Consider the following 17,437-nt stretch of genomic DNA (forward strand, 5'->3'; position numbering starts at 1 on the left):
CCGCATGCTGGAAGGAAGGGCATTTGATTGCTCTTTGACTAGGATATTGTCATTTGCGCGGAAACCGGTAGGATGCCGGTTTCATCAAGTCCGCGCGCCGCCATGTTCCCCTTCACGTCCGACACCCGCCTCTTCTCCCTGAGCTGGCGGGATGCGGACCTGGATCTGCCGGTCGAAGCCTGGTGGGGGGGCGAACGCCTGTCGGCGGGCTTCGAGCTGTGCATCGACCTGCTATCGACCGACGCCTTTATCCCGCTCGGGAGCCTGATCGGCCAGGCGGTCACGCTGGGCGCGACGACTTCCGACGGCAGCCGTGTGGCTCGCAGCGGCCTCGTGCGTGCGGCGCTCAAGCTCGGCGCCGACGGCGGTTTCGCGCGCTATCGGCTGGTCGTCGTGCCCTGGACATGGCTCCTCACCCGCGGCCGTCACAACCGCGTGTTCCAGGAGAAGTCGCTTGTCGCGATCGTCGAAGCCGTCTTCGCCGACTACGCGGACCACGCCGCGTGGCACTGGAGCGACGAAGTCGCCGAGTTCCTCGCCGACGTCCGGCCGCGCAGCTACTGCGTGCAGTACGGCGAATCCGACTACGCCTTCGTGTCGCGCCTGCTGGCCGAAGAAGGGCTCGGCTGGAGCGTCGAGGAAGACGCCGACGCTCCGTCGGGCCACCGCCTGCGCCTCTTCTCCGACAGCGCGCGCTTTCCCGAAGACTCGCTGTCCGCGCGCGCCAACGGCGGGCTCGGGCTGCGCTTTCACCGTGCCGACTCGCAGGAGGCGCAGGACCGCATCGTCGCCTTCGGCGCCCGGCGGCGCCTGTCGATTGCGCTCGCGACCGGGCTCGCCTACGACTACAAGGCGCGCCGCGCGGTCGCAGCGAGCACGCCGACCGCCCGCGAGCTCGGCGGCGAACACGCACCGCGGCTCGAAGCCTACGACGACGCCGGCCCTTACGCCTTCGCGAACCGCATAGAGGCCGAGCGTGCCCAGCGCCTGCTGATGGAAGCGATGGAAGCGCGCAATGAGATCTTCCTCGGCCGCGGCACGGTGCGGAGCCTTCGGCCCGGCAGCTGCTTCGACCTGATGGGCTCGCCGCTCGACACACTCGTCGCCGCGCTCGCGCCCGGAGATTCCGAGCGTGACCGCCGCTTCGCCGTCACCGAAGTACTCCACGTCGGCATCAACAACCTCAGCGCGGAGCGCATCGCCGACGTCGCGAAACGCCTCGGCGCCGCCGAGCTCCTCACCGACGACCCGCAGGCGCTCGCGACCGGCGACTTCGTCGAACCGGTGCGCGCCCCGCGCCGACTCCCCGTCGAGGTCCTCGCGCTCGCGGCCGCGCGCGGCTACGCCAACCGCTTCGAGGCCCTGCGCGGCCACGTCCCCTGGCGTCCGCAACTCGAAGACGACACCGGCGCGCGCCTCAACCCGCGCCCGACCGCCCCCGGGCCGATGAGCGCGATCGTCGTCGGCCCGCAAGGCGAAACGACACCGAACGGCGCGGACGAACTGTGGTGCGACGCCCTCGGCCGCATCAAGGTCCGCTTTCACTGGCAGCAGGGCGAGGCGCCCGATGACCGCAGCAGCTGCTGGGTCCGTGTCGCCACCCGCCAAGCCGGTCCCGGCATGGGCTGGCAATGGCTGCCGCGCATCGGCCAGGAAGTGCTCGTCGCCTTCCTCGGCCACGACATCGACCGCCCGGTCGTGCTCGGCGCCCTCTACAACGGCCGTGGCGAAGGCGGCGAGCCGCCGACCCCCGGCGGCGCTCAGGGTGACGCCCGCGACACGCGCTCCTTCGACACCGCTTCCGACCATCACCCCGGCGGCCAAGCCAATCTCACCGGAGGGAACAGTCCGGCCTGGCACGGCGCTGCCGCCGTGCCTCACCGCCACGCGGCCGCGCTGACCGGCTTCAAGACCAAGGAATTCGGCGGCCTGGGCTACAACCAGCTCGTCTTCGACGACAGCGACGGCCAGCAGCGCGTCCAACTCAAGACTACCCAGCACGCCACCGAGCTCAACCTCGGCCATCTCATCCACCAGGCCGACAACTACCGCGGATCCTTCCGCGGCACCGGTGCGGAGCTGCGCACCGACGCCTGGGGCGCGCTGCGCGGAGGCCGCGGCGTGCTGATGAGCACCTGGCCGCAGCGTAGCGACTCCGAACCCGCCGGGGATCTCGCCCCTGGTTTGGCGCTCTTACGCCAGGCCGGGACCCTCGCCGATACCCTGTCGCGCGCCGCCAGGGCCCACCAGACCGTTCAACTCGCGAGCGCGATCGGCACCACGGCCGCCGGCGCAAGCGTCGTCAGCCCCGACCACGCCCCGCTCGCCGCGTTCATCCACGTGGCTTCCGGCATGGTCGACGGCCAAGACAGCGACCAAGCGGCGAGCGACGCCGCCGCCGGCAACACCGCCATCGCCCGCGACAGGCTCCCGCATCTTTCCGCTCCGATGCTCGTGCAGAGCGCCCGCGGCGACCTCGGCATGGTCGCCGGCCAGGACCTCCAATTCACCGCCGGCGAAACCGTCACCCTGATGAGCGGCGCCGACACCAACCTCGCCGTCGGCGGCAAGGCGCGCCTCCATACCGGCCAGGCCATCGGCCTCGTCGCCGGCACCATCCGCGCAGGCGAAGGCAACACGGGCATCCGCCTCATCGCCGCGAAGGACGACATCGAGCTGCAGGCACAAAGCGACGAGCTCAAGTTGCAGTCGAAGCAGGAGCTGAAACTCGTCAGCGCTAACGCCCACATCGACTTCGCCGCCGCGAAACGGATCGTGCTCGCCGTCGAAGGCGGCGCCAGCATCACCATCGACGGCGGCATCACGGTGGCCTGTCCGGGCACGATTACGGTGCACGCAAGCAAGAAGAGCTTCAGCGGGCCGGCACGGCGCGAGTACGCCCTGCCTGCGATGCCGCTACGATCTGTATTGCCTGCCTGAAGAAGTCGCTCGCTGCGGGGCCGGCCTTCACAAGGGTCGAATGAATGCGCTGCGTCGATCCATTCCAGAGTGGTTGGCTCGACTCGCTTTACGAGATATCGGCGACAGACTCTGAGACGAACGCGTTGCTGCTCTTGGATGGCGCGTTTCTTCCTGGGCTCTGGCAGAGACTTGGTCAGACGGCACCAGCTGCTGGGGCCTGCGCGTAGCTGGTACTGCATCAATCGCTTCGGTCGCTGGGAGAGCTTGCCTACGGCTCAAAAAGTCGAGGAGGGCGACGAAGCGCCGACACTGACGACTTCGCAGTTGACTACGCTCGTCGCCGATAGTGAGCCCGACGAGATTCTCGCGGCGCTGAAGCCGGATTTTGTCGAGCCGGTCCGCGATGCGCTGCTCTCTTGGCGCTTCCTGCAGGCGCAACAGGCGCTCGCCGCAGCAGACGCCCTGGCCAAGAACTCAAGGCGAAAGGGATCAATCCGCGCAATCTCCTCGAGCCTGCCGTCCCTTTCACGGCCCAGGAGATTGAGTGGATCGAACAGTACCGCAAGACCGGCGGGATTCCGGCGATGAAAACGGCCGGCGCGAGCCCTTCGAACTCGGCGCCGGCGACTTGAGGTTCAGGCGCATCTACGCGGGCGGCGACCGCCTGCTCTTGACCCGCCGAACAATCCCCGCTGATGCGGAGAAAGCACTGACATAACCGCCATCGCAGTTCCAGCCTACCGCGCCGCCCCGCACACCCGCATCGCCGGCGTTGCCACCGGCCGTGCCGCCACAAACGCCCCCAGCGACACGCACGCAAGCCCGGCCAGCAACCACCCGGTCAGCGCCTCGCCAAGCAGCGGCGCCGCAGCGATCCCGGCCAGCACCGGCACCAGCGCGATCAGCGCACCGACGCGTTCGGCGCCGAGGTTCTTGACTGCCTTCAGGAAGAGCAGCATCGCGACGATCGTCGCGCCCACGCCCTGGTAGAGGCCCTGCACGACAAGCGTCGACATCGGTACGGCGTCGAGCGCCTTCGGTAGCCATAGGACGTACACCGGCAGGTACAACACGGAGGAGCTGATCGCGACGAAGCGGGTCAGGGTCCAGGGGTCGAAGCCCCAGCGCTTGGCGAGGACGCTGTACACCGCCCAGGCGGCGGCCGAGGCCAGGATCAGCGCGTCGCCGAAGAGCATGGCGGCCGTCCAGGTGCCGCCGAGCAGGTAGGGCTGGGCGACGAAGCCGACGCCGAGGGCGATGAAGAGGAGTCCGATCAGCCGTTCGCGCGGGATGCGCTGGCGCGTGAGCAGCCAGGCGACCGCCGCGACGAGGAAGGGCTGCATGCCGGGCAGCAGGATCGCGCCGTGCGCGGCCGGCACGAACTTGAAGCCCGCGTAGACGAGTACCCCGTAGAGCAGGCCGCCGATGAGGCCGAGCGCCCACAAGCGCCCGTCGCGCCACGCGCCCCGCGGCAGGCTGCCGGCGAATGGCAGGAGCAGGACGGCAGCGACACCCAGACGCAGCGCGAGCACGTCGTAGGGCGTCAGCGCGCTCTTGCCGCCGAGGCGGGAGATCAGGATGAAGCCGCTCCAGATCGCCACGGTGCCTGCGGCGGCGAGGTAGCCGATGGTTTGGTCGCGGCTCGTGCTCATGGTTTGCTCCGGAAAGAGGGGGACGCTGTCACGATAGGCTGGTAATTTGTTCGTGTAAAATGAATAATGAAGATCGAAATCATCTTCTGGAGAGAACGATGGATCTCGACGACCTGACGATCTTCCGTACCGTCGTCCGCGAAGGCGGCATCACACGCGCCGCGGAAAAGCTCCATCGCGTGCAGTCGAACGTGACGACGCGCATCCGCCAGCTCGAGGAGAGCCTCGGCGTCGAGCTCTTCGTGCGCGAAGGCCGGCGCCTGATGGTGTCGCCGCCGGGGCGGGTGCTGCTCGATTACGCCGACCGCCTGCTGGCGTTGGCGGACGAGGCGCGTGCCGCGGTCAGCGACGGCCGGCCGCGCGGGCGCCTGCGCTTCGGCTCGATGGAAAGCACGGCCGCGGCGCGGCTGCCGGCGCTGCTTGCGCGTTTCCATGCCGACTATCCGGACGTGCAGCTCGAATTGCGTACCGGCGCGACGGGCACGCTGATCGCCGAGGTCATCGACGGACAGCTCGATTGCGCGCTCGTCAGCGGCCCGGTGCACGACCCCCGCCTCGTCAGCGTCCCGGCCTTCGACGAGGAGTTGGTCGTCGTCGCACCGGCCTGTCATGCGCCGATCCGTTCGCCGCGCGACCTCAAGGCGCGCACGCTGCTGACCTTCGAGCCCGGCTGTGCCTACCGGCAGCGGCTGCAGGCATGGCTCGTGGCCGACGGGATCGTCGCCGAACGCGTGGTCGAGCTGTCGTCCTACCACGCGATGATCGGCTGCGCTGCATCCGGCATGGGCATCGCGTTCGTGCCGCGCAGCCTCCTCGCGTGCCTGCCGGTCGACGGCAGTGTGTCGATCCACGAACTCGACGCGGCGCTGGCGCACGTCGTCACGGTGCTGATCCATCGCGTCGGCCAGCCCGCGGCCTCGGTCGGCGTGCTTGCAGGCATGCTGCAGTCGTCGCGGGAGGCGGCAGTGCATTCCGAATGACTTGGCAGCGGCGCCGCAGTTAAATATCCTCACCTTTTGTGCGACATCGGCGCCATAGCTGCCGCAGGGACAATGAACAACCAAGCCGCCCTCGCCATCGAGGCGATCGCCCGTCGAGTCGTGGACGCGCCGTCGCACTACGTTCAGGCCGTTTCGGAGATGGCCGGCCACCACGATGTCCGTGCTTCGCGGGACATCATTTCGGCAAATGGGATCAAGCTCATCGCGCGCGGTGCGCGGGTCGATGCGAGTCTGCAGCGCAAACTCGCCGGACATCGGCTGGCTGGGCTGACGCTGGAAGAGAGCCTGCTGATCGCCGACGGTGTAACGCCGGGCACTCTCGCCGCCGACACCGCTCGCCTCATCGACAGCGATCCTTGGTACCAACGCCTTGCCGATCGTTCCGGCGACCCTAACGCCCTGCGCCATGGAGTGTCCCGGCTGACGCTGCCGCGAGAGATCCTGTTCCGCCTCACGGTTGCCCGCGATCAGCGGCACGCGCTCTACCATCATCTCGTCGGCGTGGGCCTCATCTGCCATTATCTCGCCTTGCGCGCCGGCCTGACTCCTGCCCAGATCGACGCCATCACGGTCGCCGGCCTATGCCACGACCTCGGCGAGCTGCACACCGATCCGGCCGTCCTCGCGTCCGGCCATCGTGTCAGCGAAGAGGAGTTGCGCTTCGTCTACGTCCATCCGATCACCGGCTGGCTGATCATGCGCGATCTAGTCGGAGTCGCTCCGAAGACTAACCGTGCGATTCTGCAGCACCATGAGCGGCTCGACGGCAGCGGCTACCCGTACGGTCGAGCCGACGGACAGATCGGCATCGGAGGGCGCATCCTCGCCGCGGCCGACGTGTCGGAGGCGATCATGGCGCGCTTTCGAGACCACCGTCGGCTGTCGACGCTGCTGCGCCTGAACAAGCGGAAATACGACGAGAAGATCGTGAATCTGCTGCACGATACGATGCCTGCCGAGACGGCCGCTTCCGCGCGATTCGAGCGTGCGACGCTGCTCAGGCAATTGCGTGCGGTCGCACTGGTGCTCGAAGGGCTGGGCGCGGTGCGTGCGCTGCCCGCGCTCGTGCAGTCCGAGCCGGGCGTGTTCCTGAACGAGCGCATCTTCAATCTGCGCACCGTCGTGCTGCAGTTCGGCTTCGACCCGGACAGCCTCGAAATGCCGCTGCAGCTTGCCGAGGAGGATGCGACGATCGCTGCGGAACTGACCGCGGCGCTCGACGAACTTCAGTTCCAGTTCGGCGAGCTCGGACGCGAGTTCGACCGTCGCGCGCCGGACTGGCTCGCCGTCCTTGACCCGAACAGCAGTGCGGTGCTGACCGAGTGGCGGCGGAAGCTCGCAGACTGCATTGCCGGCTAGCTAGCTGCCCGTCGCCAGCAATGCAGTGAATCGGGCTACGCCTATTTCAGAACGCCTTCGGCACGCATTGCTTCCTGCACGGCCGGGCGCGCGGCGACGCGTTTGTGGAAGGCGGCCAGTGCCGGCCAGCGGGCGAGGTCGATTTCCACGTGGGGGGCCCAGCCCGCAATCGTGAAGAGGTAGGCGTCGGCGACGGTGAACTGCGATCCGGTCAGATAGTCGCGATCCGCGAGGGTCTTGTCGATGAAGTCGAAGCGGCTCTCGATCGCCTTGCGCGCCGCAGACTTCCAGTCCGCCGAGACATCGGGGCCGAAGAGGGCGCTGAAGTTCTTGTGGATCTCGGTGCCGATGAAGGTCAGCCATTCGTGCACGCGAGCGCGTTCGACCGTGCCGGGCGGGGGCAGCAGGTGAGCCTCGGGCTTACGGTCGGCGAGATACTGGACGATCGCCGGACCTTCGGTCAGCAACTGACCGTCGTCGAGCCGCAACGCCGGGACGTAGCCTTTCGGGTTGATTGTGTAGTAATCGACGCCGTCGGCAGTGGTGTGCGTCTTCAGGTTCACCTTTTCGAGCGAATGGGGCAGGGCCAGTTCGCACAGCACGATATGCGGGGACAGCGAGCAGGCGCCGGGGCTGAAATAGAGCTTCATACGTCCTCCTTGTGATCGGTGGGGAGCGCGCAGCCGAAGCCGCGCAGCGCCGACGATTGTCGCGGATCGCTGTCGCACACGCGCGCTGCCGAAACGAACTCTTACGCGGCACGCGCCAGATCCCGGCCCGTCGTTCAGCTTTCGTTCACCTGCGGGCTCCCACAATGAGCGTGCTGTCATATCGGCATGCACCCCGACTTTCAACGGAGATCCACCATGCAATTACGTCACATGCTCCTCGCCGCCTCGACCCTCTCGCTCGCCACCGTCGCGTTTGCCGGCCCGCAGTGCACCGACACGCCCAAGACCGGCTGGCTGACCGAGGAGGCGATGAAGCAGAAGATCGCCGCCGACGGCTACACGATCGACAAGTTCAAGGTCACGGCCGGCAACTGCTACGAGATCTACGGCAAGGACAAGAACGGCCAGAAGGCCGAGGTGTACTTCAATCCGGTCGACGGCAACGTCGTCAAGGCCAAGCAGGGCTAAGCCGCGGCACGGAGGACGGCATCATGACGGGCGACAGGATCAGGGTCTGGGACCGGCCGGTACGCGTGTTCCATTGGGGGCTGGTGGCGATGTTCGCAATTGCCTACCTGAGCTCCGAGGACGCCGAAGCGCCACACCGCTGGGCGGGCTACGTCGCGCTCGCCCTGGTCGCTTTTCGGGTCCTGTGGGGCTTCGTCGGCAGCCGGCACGCGCGCTTCGACGATTTCGTGCCGCGGCCGGCGTCGCTGCGCCTCTATGTCCGCCGTCTGCTGCGCGGGCGCGAACCGCGCTACCTCGGCCACAACCCGGCCGCGGCCGTGATGATTCTGTTCCTGATGGCGATGGTCGGCGTGATCGGCACCAGCGGCTGGCTGATGACCACCGACTGGGGCTGGGGTAGCGAACTCATCGAGGACTTGCACGAGGGCGCCGTCAATCTGACGCTGGTCGCGGTCGTGCTGCACGTCGCGGCCGCGATCTTCGAGAGCGTCCGTCACCGCGAGAACCTGGTGCGGGCGATGATCACCGGCTACAAGCGGCGCTGAAAGCCGACCTGCAGCATCGAACGCCGGGCGACCGCGAGGCCGCCCGGCGTTCTGTCGTTCAGCCGTTGCTCGGGAAGGCGAACTGGGCCTTCTCGATGCCGGCCACCGCCCAGCGCTGCGTCATCGTCTTGCGCCGCGTGTAGAAGCGCACTGCATCCGGCCCGTAGGCGTAGAGGTCACCGAAGAGGGAACGCTTCCAGCCGCCGAAGCTCTGGCACGCGACCGGCACCGGCAGCGGCACGTTCACGCCGACCATGCCGACCTGCACCGTGTCGGTGAAGTGGCGCGCGACGGCGCCGTCGCGCGTGAAGACGCAGGTGCCGTTGCCGAATTCGTGCGCGTCGATCAGATGCGTGGCCTCGTCGAGATCCTTCACGCGCACGACCGCCAGCACCGGGCCGAAGATTTCCTCGCGATAGACGCGCATAGCCGGCGTCACGTGGTCGAAGAGCGTGCCGCCGAGGAAGAAGCCTTTTTCGTGCCCGGGGACGCGCAAATTGCGGCCATCGACGACGAGCTCCGCGCCTTCCTCGGCGCCGAGGTCGATGTAGCTCCTGACCTTGTCACGGTGCACGCCGGTCACGAGCGGGCCCATGTCGAGTCCGCGCGCCTGGCCGTTGCCGATGCGCAGCGCCTCGACCTTCGGCTTGAGTTTCGCGACCAGCGCATCCGCGACCGCGTCGCCGACCGCGACGACCACCGAGATCGCCATGCAGCGCTCGCCGCAGGAGCCGTAGGCCGCGCCCATGATCGCGTTGACCGCGTTGTCGAGGTCCGCGTCGGGCATCACGACAGCATGGTTCTTCGCGCCACCCAGCGCCTGCACGCGTTTGCCGTGCGCGGTGCCGGTCGAATAAATGTATTCGGCGATCGGCGTTGAGCCGACGAAACTCACCGCCTGCACGCGCGGATCGGTCAGCAGCGTGTCGACCGCCTCCTTGTCGCCATTGACGACGTTGAACACGCCCGCCGGCAGCCCCGCCTCGGTCAGCAGTTCGGCGAGGATCATCGACGCCGACGGATCCTTCTCGGACGGCTTCAGCACGAAGGTGTTGCCGCAGGCGATTGCCATCGGGAACATCCACATCGGCACCATAGCCGGGAAGTTGAACGGCGTGATGCCGGCGACCACGCCCAGCGGCGGGAATTCGGACCACGAGTCGATGTCCGGGCCGACGTCGCGGCTGTGCTCGCCCTTCAGGAACTCCGGCGCACCGCACGCGTACTCGACGACCTCGATGCCGCGGGACAACTCGCCGTGCGCGTCCTCCCACACCTTGCCGTGCTCCTCGACGATTGCCGCGACGATGCGGTCGGCGTTCCGCTCCAGCAGTTCCTTGAACTTGAACAGCACGCGGGCTCGCTTCAGCGGCGGCGTCTTGCGCCATGCGGGGAAGGCAGCCGCGGCGGCGGCGATGGCTTGTTCGACAGTCGTCTTCGAGGCCATCGCGACCTGACGCACCGGCTCGCCGAGGGCAGGGTTGAAGACGGGCTGGGCGCGGTTGTCGTCTGCAACACGGGCGCCGGCAAAGTAATGTCCGAGGGTTTCCATTTGGCTGTCGATCTCTCTCGTTGTCGGGTGGGGCTCAGGCCGTGGTGCGGATCGCCTGGCGCACGGTGTCGAAGATGCGGCCCAGTTCGTCCGGCGTCGAATCGAGGAAGGGCGAGAACTGCAGGATGTCGCCGCCGTTGCGGATCACGACGCCGGCTTCGAAGCACTTCAGGAACACGTCGAAGCCGCGCGCACCGATCGCGCCCGCACGCGGGGCGAGTTCGATGCCGCCCATCAGGCCGAAGTTGCGGACGTCGACGACGTTGGGCTCGGCTCTGAACGCATGGATCATCTCCTCGAACAGAGGTTCCAGCGCCCGAGCGCGCGCAAAACTGTCTTCCTCGCGGTAGGCGGCGAGCGTCGCGAGGCCCGCGGCCGCGGCGAGCGGATGGCCGGAGTAGGTGTAGCCGTGGAAAAGCTCGACGACGTGCTCGGGGCCCTGCATCAACGCGTCGTAGATCGTGTCGCGCACGATCACCGCGCCCATCGGTACGACACCGTTGGTGAGCCCCTTCGCGGTCGTGATGATGTCGGGTGTCACGCCGAAGCGTTCGGCCGCGAAGGGCGCCCCGATGCGGCCGAAGGCGGTGATCACCTCGTCGAAGATCAAGAGGATGCCGTGCTTGTCGCAGATCTCGCGTAGCCGGGCGAGGTAGCCGATCGGCGGCACGAGGATGCCGGTCGAGCCGGCGACGGGCTCGACGATCACGGCGGCGATGTTAGAGGCGTCATGCAGTGCGCACAGGCGCTCGAGGTCGTCCGCGAGATGCGCGCCCCAGGCCGACTGGCCCTTCGAGAACGCCATGTCGGCGGCGCTGTAAGTGTGGCGGATGTGATCGACACCGGGCAGCAGCGCCGCGCTGAACACCTTGCGGTTGCCGGGAATGCCGCCCACCGACAGGCCGCCGAAGTTCACGCCGTGGTAGCCGCGCTCGCGTCCGATCAGCCGCGTGCGCTGGCCGTCGCCGCGTGCGCGGTGATACGCGAGCGCGATTTTCAGCGCGGTGTCGGCCGACTCCGAGCCCGAGTTCGTGAAGAACACCTTGTTCATGCCCGCCGGTGCCATCGCCGTGACTTCACGCGCCAGCGCGATCGCCTTGTCGTTCGATACCTGGAAGCTCATCGCGTAATCGAGCTTGGCGACCTGCTCCTGCACCGCGGCGACGATCTTCGGATGGCAGTGACCGAGGCCCGAGGTCCACAGCCCCGAAAAGCCGTCGAGCAGTTGCCGGCCATCATCGGTCGTGTAGTAGTGGCCGCGCGCGCCGGTGATCACGCGCGGCGTTTTCCAGAACGCGCGGTTCGAGGTGAAGGGCAGCCAGTAAGCCTGATCGTGGTTCATCTGCAGCTCCGGGAGAAAGTTGCAGCCATCCTACGGGGGTAATTAGGTGCATAAAACGACAAAACACGTCCGCAAGGTTTCGCATTAATGAAACAATAACCGCATGAAAGCCCGTGCCCTGCTCGCGAACCTCGCCGAAGCCGACCTGCGCCTGCTGCGCGTCTTCATTGCGATCGCCGAATCCGGCGGCCTCGCGGCGGCGGAACTCCGCCTCAACATCAGCCGCTCGGTGATCAGCCGCCATCTGAAGGATCTCGAACTGCGCCTCGGCGTGCGCCTGTGCGAACGCGGGCGGGCCGGTTTCGCGCTGACCGAGGAAGGGGAGGTCGTGCTCGACGCCGCGCGGCGGCTGCTTGCCCAAATCGAGCAGTTCCGTAGCGAAGTCGCCGAGCTGCACGCCGGCATGCGCGGGGAGCTCAACCTCGTGATGTTCGACAAGACGGTGTCGAACCCCGGCTGCCGTCTCGCGGAGGCGATCGCCGAGTTCGGTGCCGAGGCGCCGGCCGTGACGCTCAATGTGCACGTCGCCGGCAGCAGCGAGATCGAGAAGGGCCTGCTCGAAGGCCGCTTCCACGTCGCGGTCCATCCCTTCCACCGCGCGAGCGACAGTTTCACGTCGGTGCATCTCTTCGACGAATTCCTGCCGCTCTACGCTGCACCCGACCATCCGCTGCTCGCCGGCGGCCGCGTCCCGGACGACGACGAACTGCGGCGCGCGGCCTTCGTCGGCCTCGGTTACCACTCGCCCAACATGGAACACTTCTGGCGCCTCGGGTTGCAGCCCGCAGCCCGCGCTTTCGAGCAGGAAGCGAGCGTCTTGCTGATCCGTTCGGGCCGCTACATCGGCTTCCTGCCCGACCATTACGCGCGCGCCTTCGAGGAACGCGGCGAAATCGTGCGGATTGCCTCGGAAACCCTGCGCTATTCCTGCGACTGGCTCGTTTCGGTCGCGCGCAATCCGCCGCCGGGACGCATTGCGCGTCGTTTCATGGAGATCCTGGTCGCTCAGCACTCGTCGCGCCGGATTATCTGAGGGCCCCTTGCCCCTGCATCCGGTGCGGCGCATGACTTCGATATGAATTCCTTGCTTCATCAAAATGCCCCGCAAGCCGCGACGGTGCTAGAATCCGCCCGTTAGATGCACTAGTCACACCAACTCAACACCACATCGAGGTAAAGCATGAACAAAGGTGAATTCGTCGAAGCCCTGGCTGACCGTCTGGACGTTTCGCGCGCGCAGGCCGATCGTGCCCTGTCCACCGTGCTGGACATCGTCGCCGAGCGCATGGCTGCCGGCGAGAAGGTTGCCTTCACGGGTTTCGGTTCGTTCGAAGTGTCCGAGCGTGCCGAGCGCACCGGCCGCAATCCCCAGACCGGTGCCACGATCAAGATCGCCGCGACCCGCGTGCCGAAGTTCACGCCGGGCGCAACCCTGAAGGGCGCCGTGAACGGCAAGTAATCGCCGCATAGCGAATACCGTGAAAGGCCCGGCGCCGCAAGGCGTCGGGCCTTTCTCTTGTGGGCGTCAGTCGCGCTCCTAGAGCATTGATTGGATTGGCTCTTTCGCTCGCGCCAGAAATGGGGTATCATCCCCGGTGTTGTGCAATGCAGCATTCGGTTTATCCAAACTCCCGGATCAGGAATCCGAGAATCCTTGCCGAGGGACTGTATCCACAGCCCCATCGCCCCCGACCCTCCCGCCGAATTCCCATCCGTTCTTCCGAACGCTTGGCATCGCGAAAGCCGGTTGGTGCCGATGCGCGGTCGCTTTCCGTTTCTTGACGGAACCGGCCGGCCCAAGCCCATCGCGCGCTTGCCGCCCCGCGTCCCCCCGTGGACGGTGCGATGCCTTTTTATTGGCCCATATAAGCTGGGCCCGCTGTCGTTGCGACCATCCGTCGCGACGGGGGCACATTTTGGAAGAACACATGACGTTCAACGAACTCGGTCTCAACGAACTGCTGCTCAAGGCCATCGAAACCACCGGCTACACGGTCCCGACTCCCGTTCAGATGCAGGCGATTCCCGCCGCGATCGGCGGCGCCGACCTGATGGTTTCGTCCCACACCGGCAGCGGCAAGACCGCCGCCTTCACGCTGCCCAGCCTCAACCGCCTCGTCGACCGCAAGCCCGCCCCCGGCGCCGGTCCGCGCGTGCTGGTACTGACCCCGACGCGCGAACTCGCGCAGCAAGTCGAGAAGGCCGTGAAGACCTACGGCCGCCACCTGCGCTGGCTCAATACCGCTTGCCTCGTCGGCGGCGCGCCCTTCTTCGCGCAGGTCAAGCAGCTGTCGCGCCCGGTTGACGTCGTCGTCGCCACCCCGGGCCGCCTGATCGACCACCTGACCCGCCGCAAGATCAAGCTGTCGGATGTCGAAGTCCTGATTCTCGACGAAGCCGACCGCATGCTCGACATGGGCTTCGTGGAAGACATCGAGACCATCGTCGCTGCCACCCCGGCCTCCCGCCAGACGCTGCTCTTCTCGGCGACCCTCGACGGCGTCGTCGGCAGCCTCGCCTCGCGCATGACGCGCAATGCGCAGCGCGTCGAGATCGCTCCGACGGTCGAGAACCGCGGGAACATCGAACAGCGCTTGATGATGGCCGACAACATGGTGCACAAGACGCGTCTGCTCGAATCGCTGCTCGGCGGCGACGACCTGCAGCAGGCCGTGGTGTTCACCGCGACCAAGCGCAGCGCCGAGGAAGTTTCGCTCGCGCTGCAGGAAAAGGGCTTCGCCGCGGCCGCGCTGCATGGCGACATGCACCAGACCGCGCGTAACCGCACGCTCGACAAGCTGCGTCAGGGCCGCATCGGCGTGCTCGTCGCGACCGACGTCGCCGCCCGCGGCATCGACGTCGCCGGCATCAGCCACGTCATCAACTTCGACCCGCCGCGCCAGGTCGAGGACTACGTGCACCGCATCGGCCGCACCGGCCGCGCCGGCCGTGACGGCATCGCGATCACGATGTCCGGCCCGCGCGAGATGGGCATCATCCGCGCAATCGAGCGCTTCACCGGCAAGCGCCTCGACGTGCACGTCATCGAAGGCCTCGAGCCGAGCGCGCGTCCGACCTCGCCGCGTCGCCCCGCTGGCGGTGGCGACCGCAAGCCGGGCTTCGGCGGCCGTTCGTCGTCCGGTTCGTGGAACCGCGAATCGCGCGACAGCCGTCCGGGCGCGAACAAGGGCTGGGGCTCGGATTCGCAGGGTGCCGGCCGTTCCGGCTATGGCCGCGACGAGCGTCCGAGCTTCCCGCGTGAAGAACGGTCCGCTGCTGCTCCGCGCGAAGACCGCGGCGGCTTCGGCCGTGGCGAACATCGCGGCGGCTTCGGTCGCGAGGAGAATCGCGGCGGTTTCGGCCGCGACGAGCATCGTGGCAGCTTCAACCGTGACGAGCGCGCCCCGCGTCGCGAAGGCGCCCGCTTCGGCGAGGATCGTCCGGAAGGCGCGCGTCGTCCGCGTCCCGCCGCACGTGGCTGATCGTTAGTCTCTTTGCTCCCGCCCGCGCGGGAGCAGGCGGGCCCGGCAGTGCATCCTCGTGATGCCTGCCGGGCCCGTTGCATTTTGGCCCTCGCATGCGTCAAAGTGCAGGCGTCAGTGGTAGATTCCTTCTTTCCGGGGCATTCGCACCCCGCTTGGAGGAATTCCTTTTCCATGTTCGAACACATTGATCCCTATCCCGGCGATCCGATCCTGACGCTGGTCGAGACCTTCATGCAGGACCCGCGTCCGCACAAGGTCAATCTGAGCATCGGCTTGTACTACGACGAGCAGGGCCGCATTCCGCTGCTGGGTTCGGTGCAGAAGGCCGAGGCGGCCTATTACGCGACGCCGTCGCCGCGTCCCTACCTGCCGATGGAAGGTGCCGCGGACTACCGCGCTGCGGTGCAAAAGCTCCTCTTCGGCACCGACAGCGAAGCGCTGAAGGCGGGCCGCATCGCGACGATCCAGACGATCGGCGGTTCGGGCGCGCTGAAGGTCGGCGCAGATTTCCTGAAGCGTTACTTCCCGTCGAGCGAGGTGTGGGTCAGCACGCCGACCTGGGACAACCACCGCTCGATCTTCGAAGGCGCCGGCATCCAGGTTCACGACTACCCGTACTACGATCCCGAGACCTGCGGCGTGCGCTTCCCCGAGATGATCGCGAAGCTGAAGACGCTGCCGGCGAAGGGCATCGTGCTGCTGCATCCGTGCTGCCACAACCCGACCGGCGTCGACCTGTCGCAGGCGCAGTGGCGCGAAGTGATCGGCGTGCTCGTCGAGCGCGACCTGATCCCCTTCCTCGACATCGCCTACCAGGGCTTCGGCGACAACCTCGACGACGACGCCTTCGCGATCCGTGCGCTGGCGGATGCCGGCATCAGCTTCTTCGTCAGCAACTCGTTTTCGAAGAACCTGTCCTTCTACGGCGAGCGCTGCGGCGGCCTATCGGTCGTGTGCAAGGATGCCGAGGAAGCCGGCCGCGTGCTCGGCCAGCTGAAATTCACCGTGCGCCGCAACTACTCGAGCCCGCCGCTGCATGGCGGACGCATCACCGCCGCCGTGATGAACGATGCGAAGCTCTATGGAGAGTGGGTCGGCGAGGTCGCCGAGATGCGCGAACGCATCAAGGCGATGCGGCAGAAGCTGTATGACGTGCTCAGCTCGACAGTGCCGGGGCGCGACTTCAGTTATTTCCTGAAGCAGCGTGGCATGTTCAGCTACACGGGGCTCACCGCGCAGCAGGTCGACCGCCTGCGCGACGAGTTTGCGGTGTATCTCATCAGCTCGGGCCGGATGTGCGTCGCCGGGCTCAACACCCGCAACATCGACTACGTCGCATCGTCGATGGCGGCGGTGCTGAAGGGCTGAGCCCGACTGTCGCGCGACGCCTTCGGGCGTCGGCCGCAAAAGCAAAACGGGCCTCGCGGCCCGTTTTTGTTTGTGCCTTGGTCCCGACGATCAGGACTTGCCGCCCTCGCGCGCCGCGGCAACTTCCGGTGCGCGCAGCTTCGCGGCGAGCTTGTCGAGCACGCCGTTGACGAAGCGGTGGCCGTCGGTCGCGCCGTAGGACTTCGCGAGTTCGATCGCTTCGTTGATGATCACGCGGTAGGGCGTGTCGAGGCCGGTCTTGAACTCGTGCGTCGCGAGCAGCAGGATCGCGCGTTCGACCGGCGACATCTCGTCGATTCCGCGGTGGATGAAGGGGATGAATTCTTCCTGCAGCGCTTCGACGTTGTTGAGCGTGCCGCGCAGCAGCGAGACGAAGAATTCGCGGTCGGCCTTGTCGAAGCCGGCGACCTGCGAGACGTGATCCTCGATGACGGGCAGCGAGTTGCCCGACAGCAGCCACTGGTAGATGCCTTGCAGGGCAAATTCGCGCGCGCGGCGCCGTGCAGCCTTTCCGCTCATTTCAGCATCCGCAGCAGTTTGGACATCTCGACTGCGCAGCGGGCGCAGTCGCTGCCCTTTTCCTGCATGCGGGCGAGGGCCTGGTCGTCGTTCTCGGTCGTCAGCACGCCGTTGGCGATGGGCACGCCGGTGTCGAGGGTGATGCGGGTGATGCCGGCGCCCATTTCGTTCGAGACGAGCTCGAAGTGGTAGGTCTCGCCGCGGATCACCGCGCCGAGCGCGATCAGCGCGTCGTAGCGGCCGCTGCGTGCCATCGTTTGCAGCGTCAGCGGGATTTCGAGCGCGCCGGGGACGGTGGCGATCCGCACGAGATCGGGCGACACGCCGAGCTTCAGCAGTTCGGCGGTGCAGGCCGACAGCAGGCCTTCGCACACGTCCTGGTTGAAGCGGCTCATGACGATGCCGACGCGCAGGCCGTGGCCGTTCAGGTCGGGTTCGAATTCGGTGATGTTGTCGTAGCGGGCCATGTTCGGTTCTTTCAAAAGCAAAGAGGCCGGAAGTCCGCTGCGGGACTTCCGGCGTGTTGAGTCGT

The 17,437-nt window shown here is 67.1% G+C and carries 16 protein-coding genes; 10 read left to right on the plus strand and 6 right to left on the minus strand.

Annotation, left to right across the window (positions count from 1 at the left end; all coding sequences use genetic code 11):
* Positions 1–72 precede the first annotated feature (72 nt).
* The gene (locus AZKH_RS02100) at positions 73–2,940 is read left to right on the plus strand and encodes a type VI secretion system Vgr family protein (RefSeq protein WP_231874450.1); all 2,868 of its coding nucleotides are present in this window, start codon (positions 73–75) and stop codon (positions 2,938–2,940) included.
* Positions 2,941–3,078: 138 nt separating this feature from the next.
* A complete protein-coding gene (locus tag AZKH_RS02105; RefSeq protein WP_041655821.1) occupies positions 3,079–3,510 on the plus strand; it encodes a hypothetical protein in 432 nt (143 codons plus the stop codon).
* A 149-nt stretch (positions 3,511–3,659) separates the two neighbouring features.
* Here the strand turns inward: AZKH_RS02105 and AZKH_RS02110 are convergent, their stop codons facing one another.
* Positions 3,660–4,574 carry a DMT family transporter gene (locus tag AZKH_RS02110; RefSeq protein ID WP_015434081.1) on the minus strand — a complete coding sequence of 305 codons (915 nt, stop codon included), beginning with the start codon at positions 4,572–4,574 and terminating at the stop codon, positions 3,660–3,662.
* 98 nt (positions 4,575–4,672) lie between these two features.
* On the opposite strand from AZKH_RS02110, the gene AZKH_RS02115 reads away from it, so the two are divergent.
* Together AZKH_RS02115 and AZKH_RS02120 are read left to right on the plus strand one after the other, a co-directional pair.
* Entirely contained in the window at positions 4,673–5,554 is an 882-nt protein-coding gene (locus tag AZKH_RS02115; RefSeq protein WP_015434082.1) for a LysR family transcriptional regulator, read from the plus strand.
* Positions 5,555–5,626: 72 nt separating this feature from the next.
* The gene (locus AZKH_RS02120; RefSeq protein WP_015434083.1) at positions 5,627–6,934 is read left to right on the plus strand and encodes an HD-GYP domain-containing protein; all 1,308 of its coding nucleotides are present in this window, start codon (positions 5,627–5,629) and stop codon (positions 6,932–6,934) included.
* 41 nt (positions 6,935–6,975) lie between these two features.
* Here AZKH_RS02120 and gstA read toward each other — a convergent pair whose 3' ends face one another.
* The gene (gene gstA / locus AZKH_RS02125; protein WP_015434084.1) at positions 6,976–7,584 is read right to left on the minus strand and encodes a glutathione transferase GstA; all 609 of its coding nucleotides are present in this window, start codon (positions 7,582–7,584) and stop codon (positions 6,976–6,978) included.
* A 216-nt stretch (positions 7,585–7,800) separates the two neighbouring features.
* Between gstA and AZKH_RS02130 the strand changes: the two genes are divergently transcribed.
* Together AZKH_RS02130 and AZKH_RS02135 are read left to right on the plus strand one after the other, a co-directional pair.
* Positions 7,801–8,073, plus strand: coding sequence for a PepSY domain-containing protein (locus AZKH_RS02130; protein WP_015434085.1), 273 nt, complete (start codon positions 7,801–7,803; stop codon positions 8,071–8,073).
* A gap of 23 nt (positions 8,074–8,096) precedes the next feature.
* Positions 8,097–8,618: a cytochrome b/b6 domain-containing protein gene (locus AZKH_RS02135; RefSeq protein WP_015434086.1), complete on the plus strand. Its 522-nt coding sequence runs from the start codon at positions 8,097–8,099 to the stop codon at positions 8,616–8,618.
* A 58-nt stretch (positions 8,619–8,676) separates the two neighbouring features.
* Here AZKH_RS02135 and AZKH_RS02140 read toward each other — a convergent pair whose 3' ends face one another.
* Both AZKH_RS02140 and AZKH_RS02145 read right to left on the minus strand, forming a co-directional pair.
* Positions 8,677–10,170 carry a CoA-acylating methylmalonate-semialdehyde dehydrogenase gene (locus AZKH_RS02140; RefSeq protein ID WP_015434087.1) on the minus strand — a complete coding sequence of 498 codons (1,494 nt, stop codon included), beginning with the start codon at positions 10,168–10,170 and terminating at the stop codon, positions 8,677–8,679.
* Between the two features lie 34 nt (positions 10,171–10,204).
* A complete protein-coding gene (locus tag AZKH_RS02145; protein WP_015434088.1) occupies positions 10,205–11,512 on the minus strand; it encodes an aspartate aminotransferase family protein in 1,308 nt (435 codons plus the stop codon).
* A 103-nt stretch (positions 11,513–11,615) separates the two neighbouring features.
* Here AZKH_RS02145 and AZKH_RS02150 point away from each other — a divergent pair, with 103 nt between their 5' ends.
* The 4 genes from AZKH_RS02150 to AZKH_RS02165 all read left to right on the plus strand — a co-directional run bounded on the left by AZKH_RS02150 (position 11,616) and on the right by AZKH_RS02165 (position 16,365).
* Positions 11,616–12,545, plus strand: coding sequence for a LysR family transcriptional regulator (locus AZKH_RS02150; RefSeq protein ID WP_015434089.1), 930 nt, complete (start codon positions 11,616–11,618; stop codon positions 12,543–12,545).
* A gap of 147 nt (positions 12,546–12,692) precedes the next feature.
* Complete coding sequence (locus AZKH_RS02155) at positions 12,693–12,971, plus strand: HU family DNA-binding protein (RefSeq protein ID WP_015434090.1); 279 nt, start codon at positions 12,693–12,695, stop codon at positions 12,969–12,971.
* Positions 12,972–13,440: 469 nt separating this feature from the next.
* The gene (locus tag AZKH_RS02160) at positions 13,441–14,994 is read left to right on the plus strand and encodes a DEAD/DEAH box helicase (protein WP_041655823.1); all 1,554 of its coding nucleotides are present in this window, start codon (positions 13,441–13,443) and stop codon (positions 14,992–14,994) included.
* Positions 14,995–15,168: 174 nt separating this feature from the next.
* Positions 15,169–16,365, plus strand: a complete 1,197-nt coding sequence (locus AZKH_RS02165) for an amino acid aminotransferase (RefSeq protein ID WP_015434092.1) — start codon at positions 15,169–15,171, stop codon at positions 16,363–16,365.
* A gap of 90 nt (positions 16,366–16,455) precedes the next feature.
* Here AZKH_RS02165 and nusB read toward each other — a convergent pair whose 3' ends face one another.
* Positions 16,456–16,905, minus strand: coding sequence for a transcription antitermination factor NusB (gene nusB / locus AZKH_RS02170; protein ID WP_015434093.1), 450 nt, complete (start codon positions 16,903–16,905; stop codon positions 16,456–16,458).
* Positions 16,902–17,372 (minus strand): 6,7-dimethyl-8-ribityllumazine synthase, encoded by a 471-nt coding sequence (gene ribH / locus AZKH_RS02175; RefSeq protein WP_015434094.1) that lies wholly within the window; start codon positions 17,370–17,372, stop codon positions 16,902–16,904. Before ribH ends, nusB begins: the two co-directional genes overlap by 4 nt.
* Positions 17,373–17,437 lie beyond the last annotated feature (65 nt).

It is taken from the genome of Azoarcus sp. KH32C (assembly GCF_000349945.1).
Classification (GTDB): domain Bacteria; phylum Pseudomonadota; class Gammaproteobacteria; order Burkholderiales; family Rhodocyclaceae; genus Aromatoleum.

Excerpts from the sequence above, each read along its gene's own strand:
- AZKH_RS02110 (WP_015434081.1), bottom strand. The coding sequence starts at position 4,574 with ATGAGCACGAGCCGCGACCAAACCATCGGCTACCTCGCCGCCGCAGGC.
- AZKH_RS02135 (WP_015434086.1), top strand. The coding sequence starts at position 8,097 with ATGACGGGCGACAGGATCAGGGTCTGGGACCGGCCGGTACGCGTGTTC.
- nusB (WP_015434093.1), bottom strand. The coding sequence starts at position 16,905 with ATGAGCGGAAAGGCTGCACGGCGCCGCGCGCGCGAATTTGCCCTGCAA.
- gstA (WP_015434084.1), bottom strand. The coding sequence starts at position 7,584 with ATGAAGCTCTATTTCAGCCCCGGCGCCTGCTCGCTGTCCCCGCATATC.
- AZKH_RS02160 (WP_041655823.1), top strand. The coding sequence starts at position 13,441 with ATGACGTTCAACGAACTCGGTCTCAACGAACTGCTGCTCAAGGCCATC.
- AZKH_RS02130 (WP_015434085.1), top strand. The coding sequence starts at position 7,801 with ATGCAATTACGTCACATGCTCCTCGCCGCCTCGACCCTCTCGCTCGCC.
- AZKH_RS02100 (WP_231874450.1), top strand. The coding sequence starts at position 73 with ATGCCGGTTTCATCAAGTCCGCGCGCCGCCATGTTCCCCTTCACGTCC.
- AZKH_RS02120 (WP_015434083.1), top strand. The coding sequence starts at position 5,627 with ATGAACAACCAAGCCGCCCTCGCCATCGAGGCGATCGCCCGTCGAGTC.
- AZKH_RS02105 (WP_041655821.1), top strand. The coding sequence starts at position 3,079 with ATGGCGCGTTTCTTCCTGGGCTCTGGCAGAGACTTGGTCAGACGGCAC.
- AZKH_RS02155 (WP_015434090.1), top strand. The coding sequence starts at position 12,693 with ATGAACAAAGGTGAATTCGTCGAAGCCCTGGCTGACCGTCTGGACGTT.
- AZKH_RS02145 (WP_015434088.1), bottom strand. The coding sequence starts at position 11,512 with ATGAACCACGATCAGGCTTACTGGCTGCCCTTCACCTCGAACCGCGCG.
- AZKH_RS02140 (WP_015434087.1), bottom strand. The coding sequence starts at position 10,170 with ATGGAAACCCTCGGACATTACTTTGCCGGCGCCCGTGTTGCAGACGAC.
- ribH (WP_015434094.1), bottom strand. The coding sequence starts at position 17,372 with ATGGCCCGCTACGACAACATCACCGAATTCGAACCCGACCTGAACGGC.
- AZKH_RS02150 (WP_015434089.1), top strand. The coding sequence starts at position 11,616 with ATGAAAGCCCGTGCCCTGCTCGCGAACCTCGCCGAAGCCGACCTGCGC.
- AZKH_RS02165 (WP_015434092.1), top strand. The coding sequence starts at position 15,169 with ATGTTCGAACACATTGATCCCTATCCCGGCGATCCGATCCTGACGCTG.
- AZKH_RS02115 (WP_015434082.1), top strand. The coding sequence starts at position 4,673 with ATGGATCTCGACGACCTGACGATCTTCCGTACCGTCGTCCGCGAAGGC.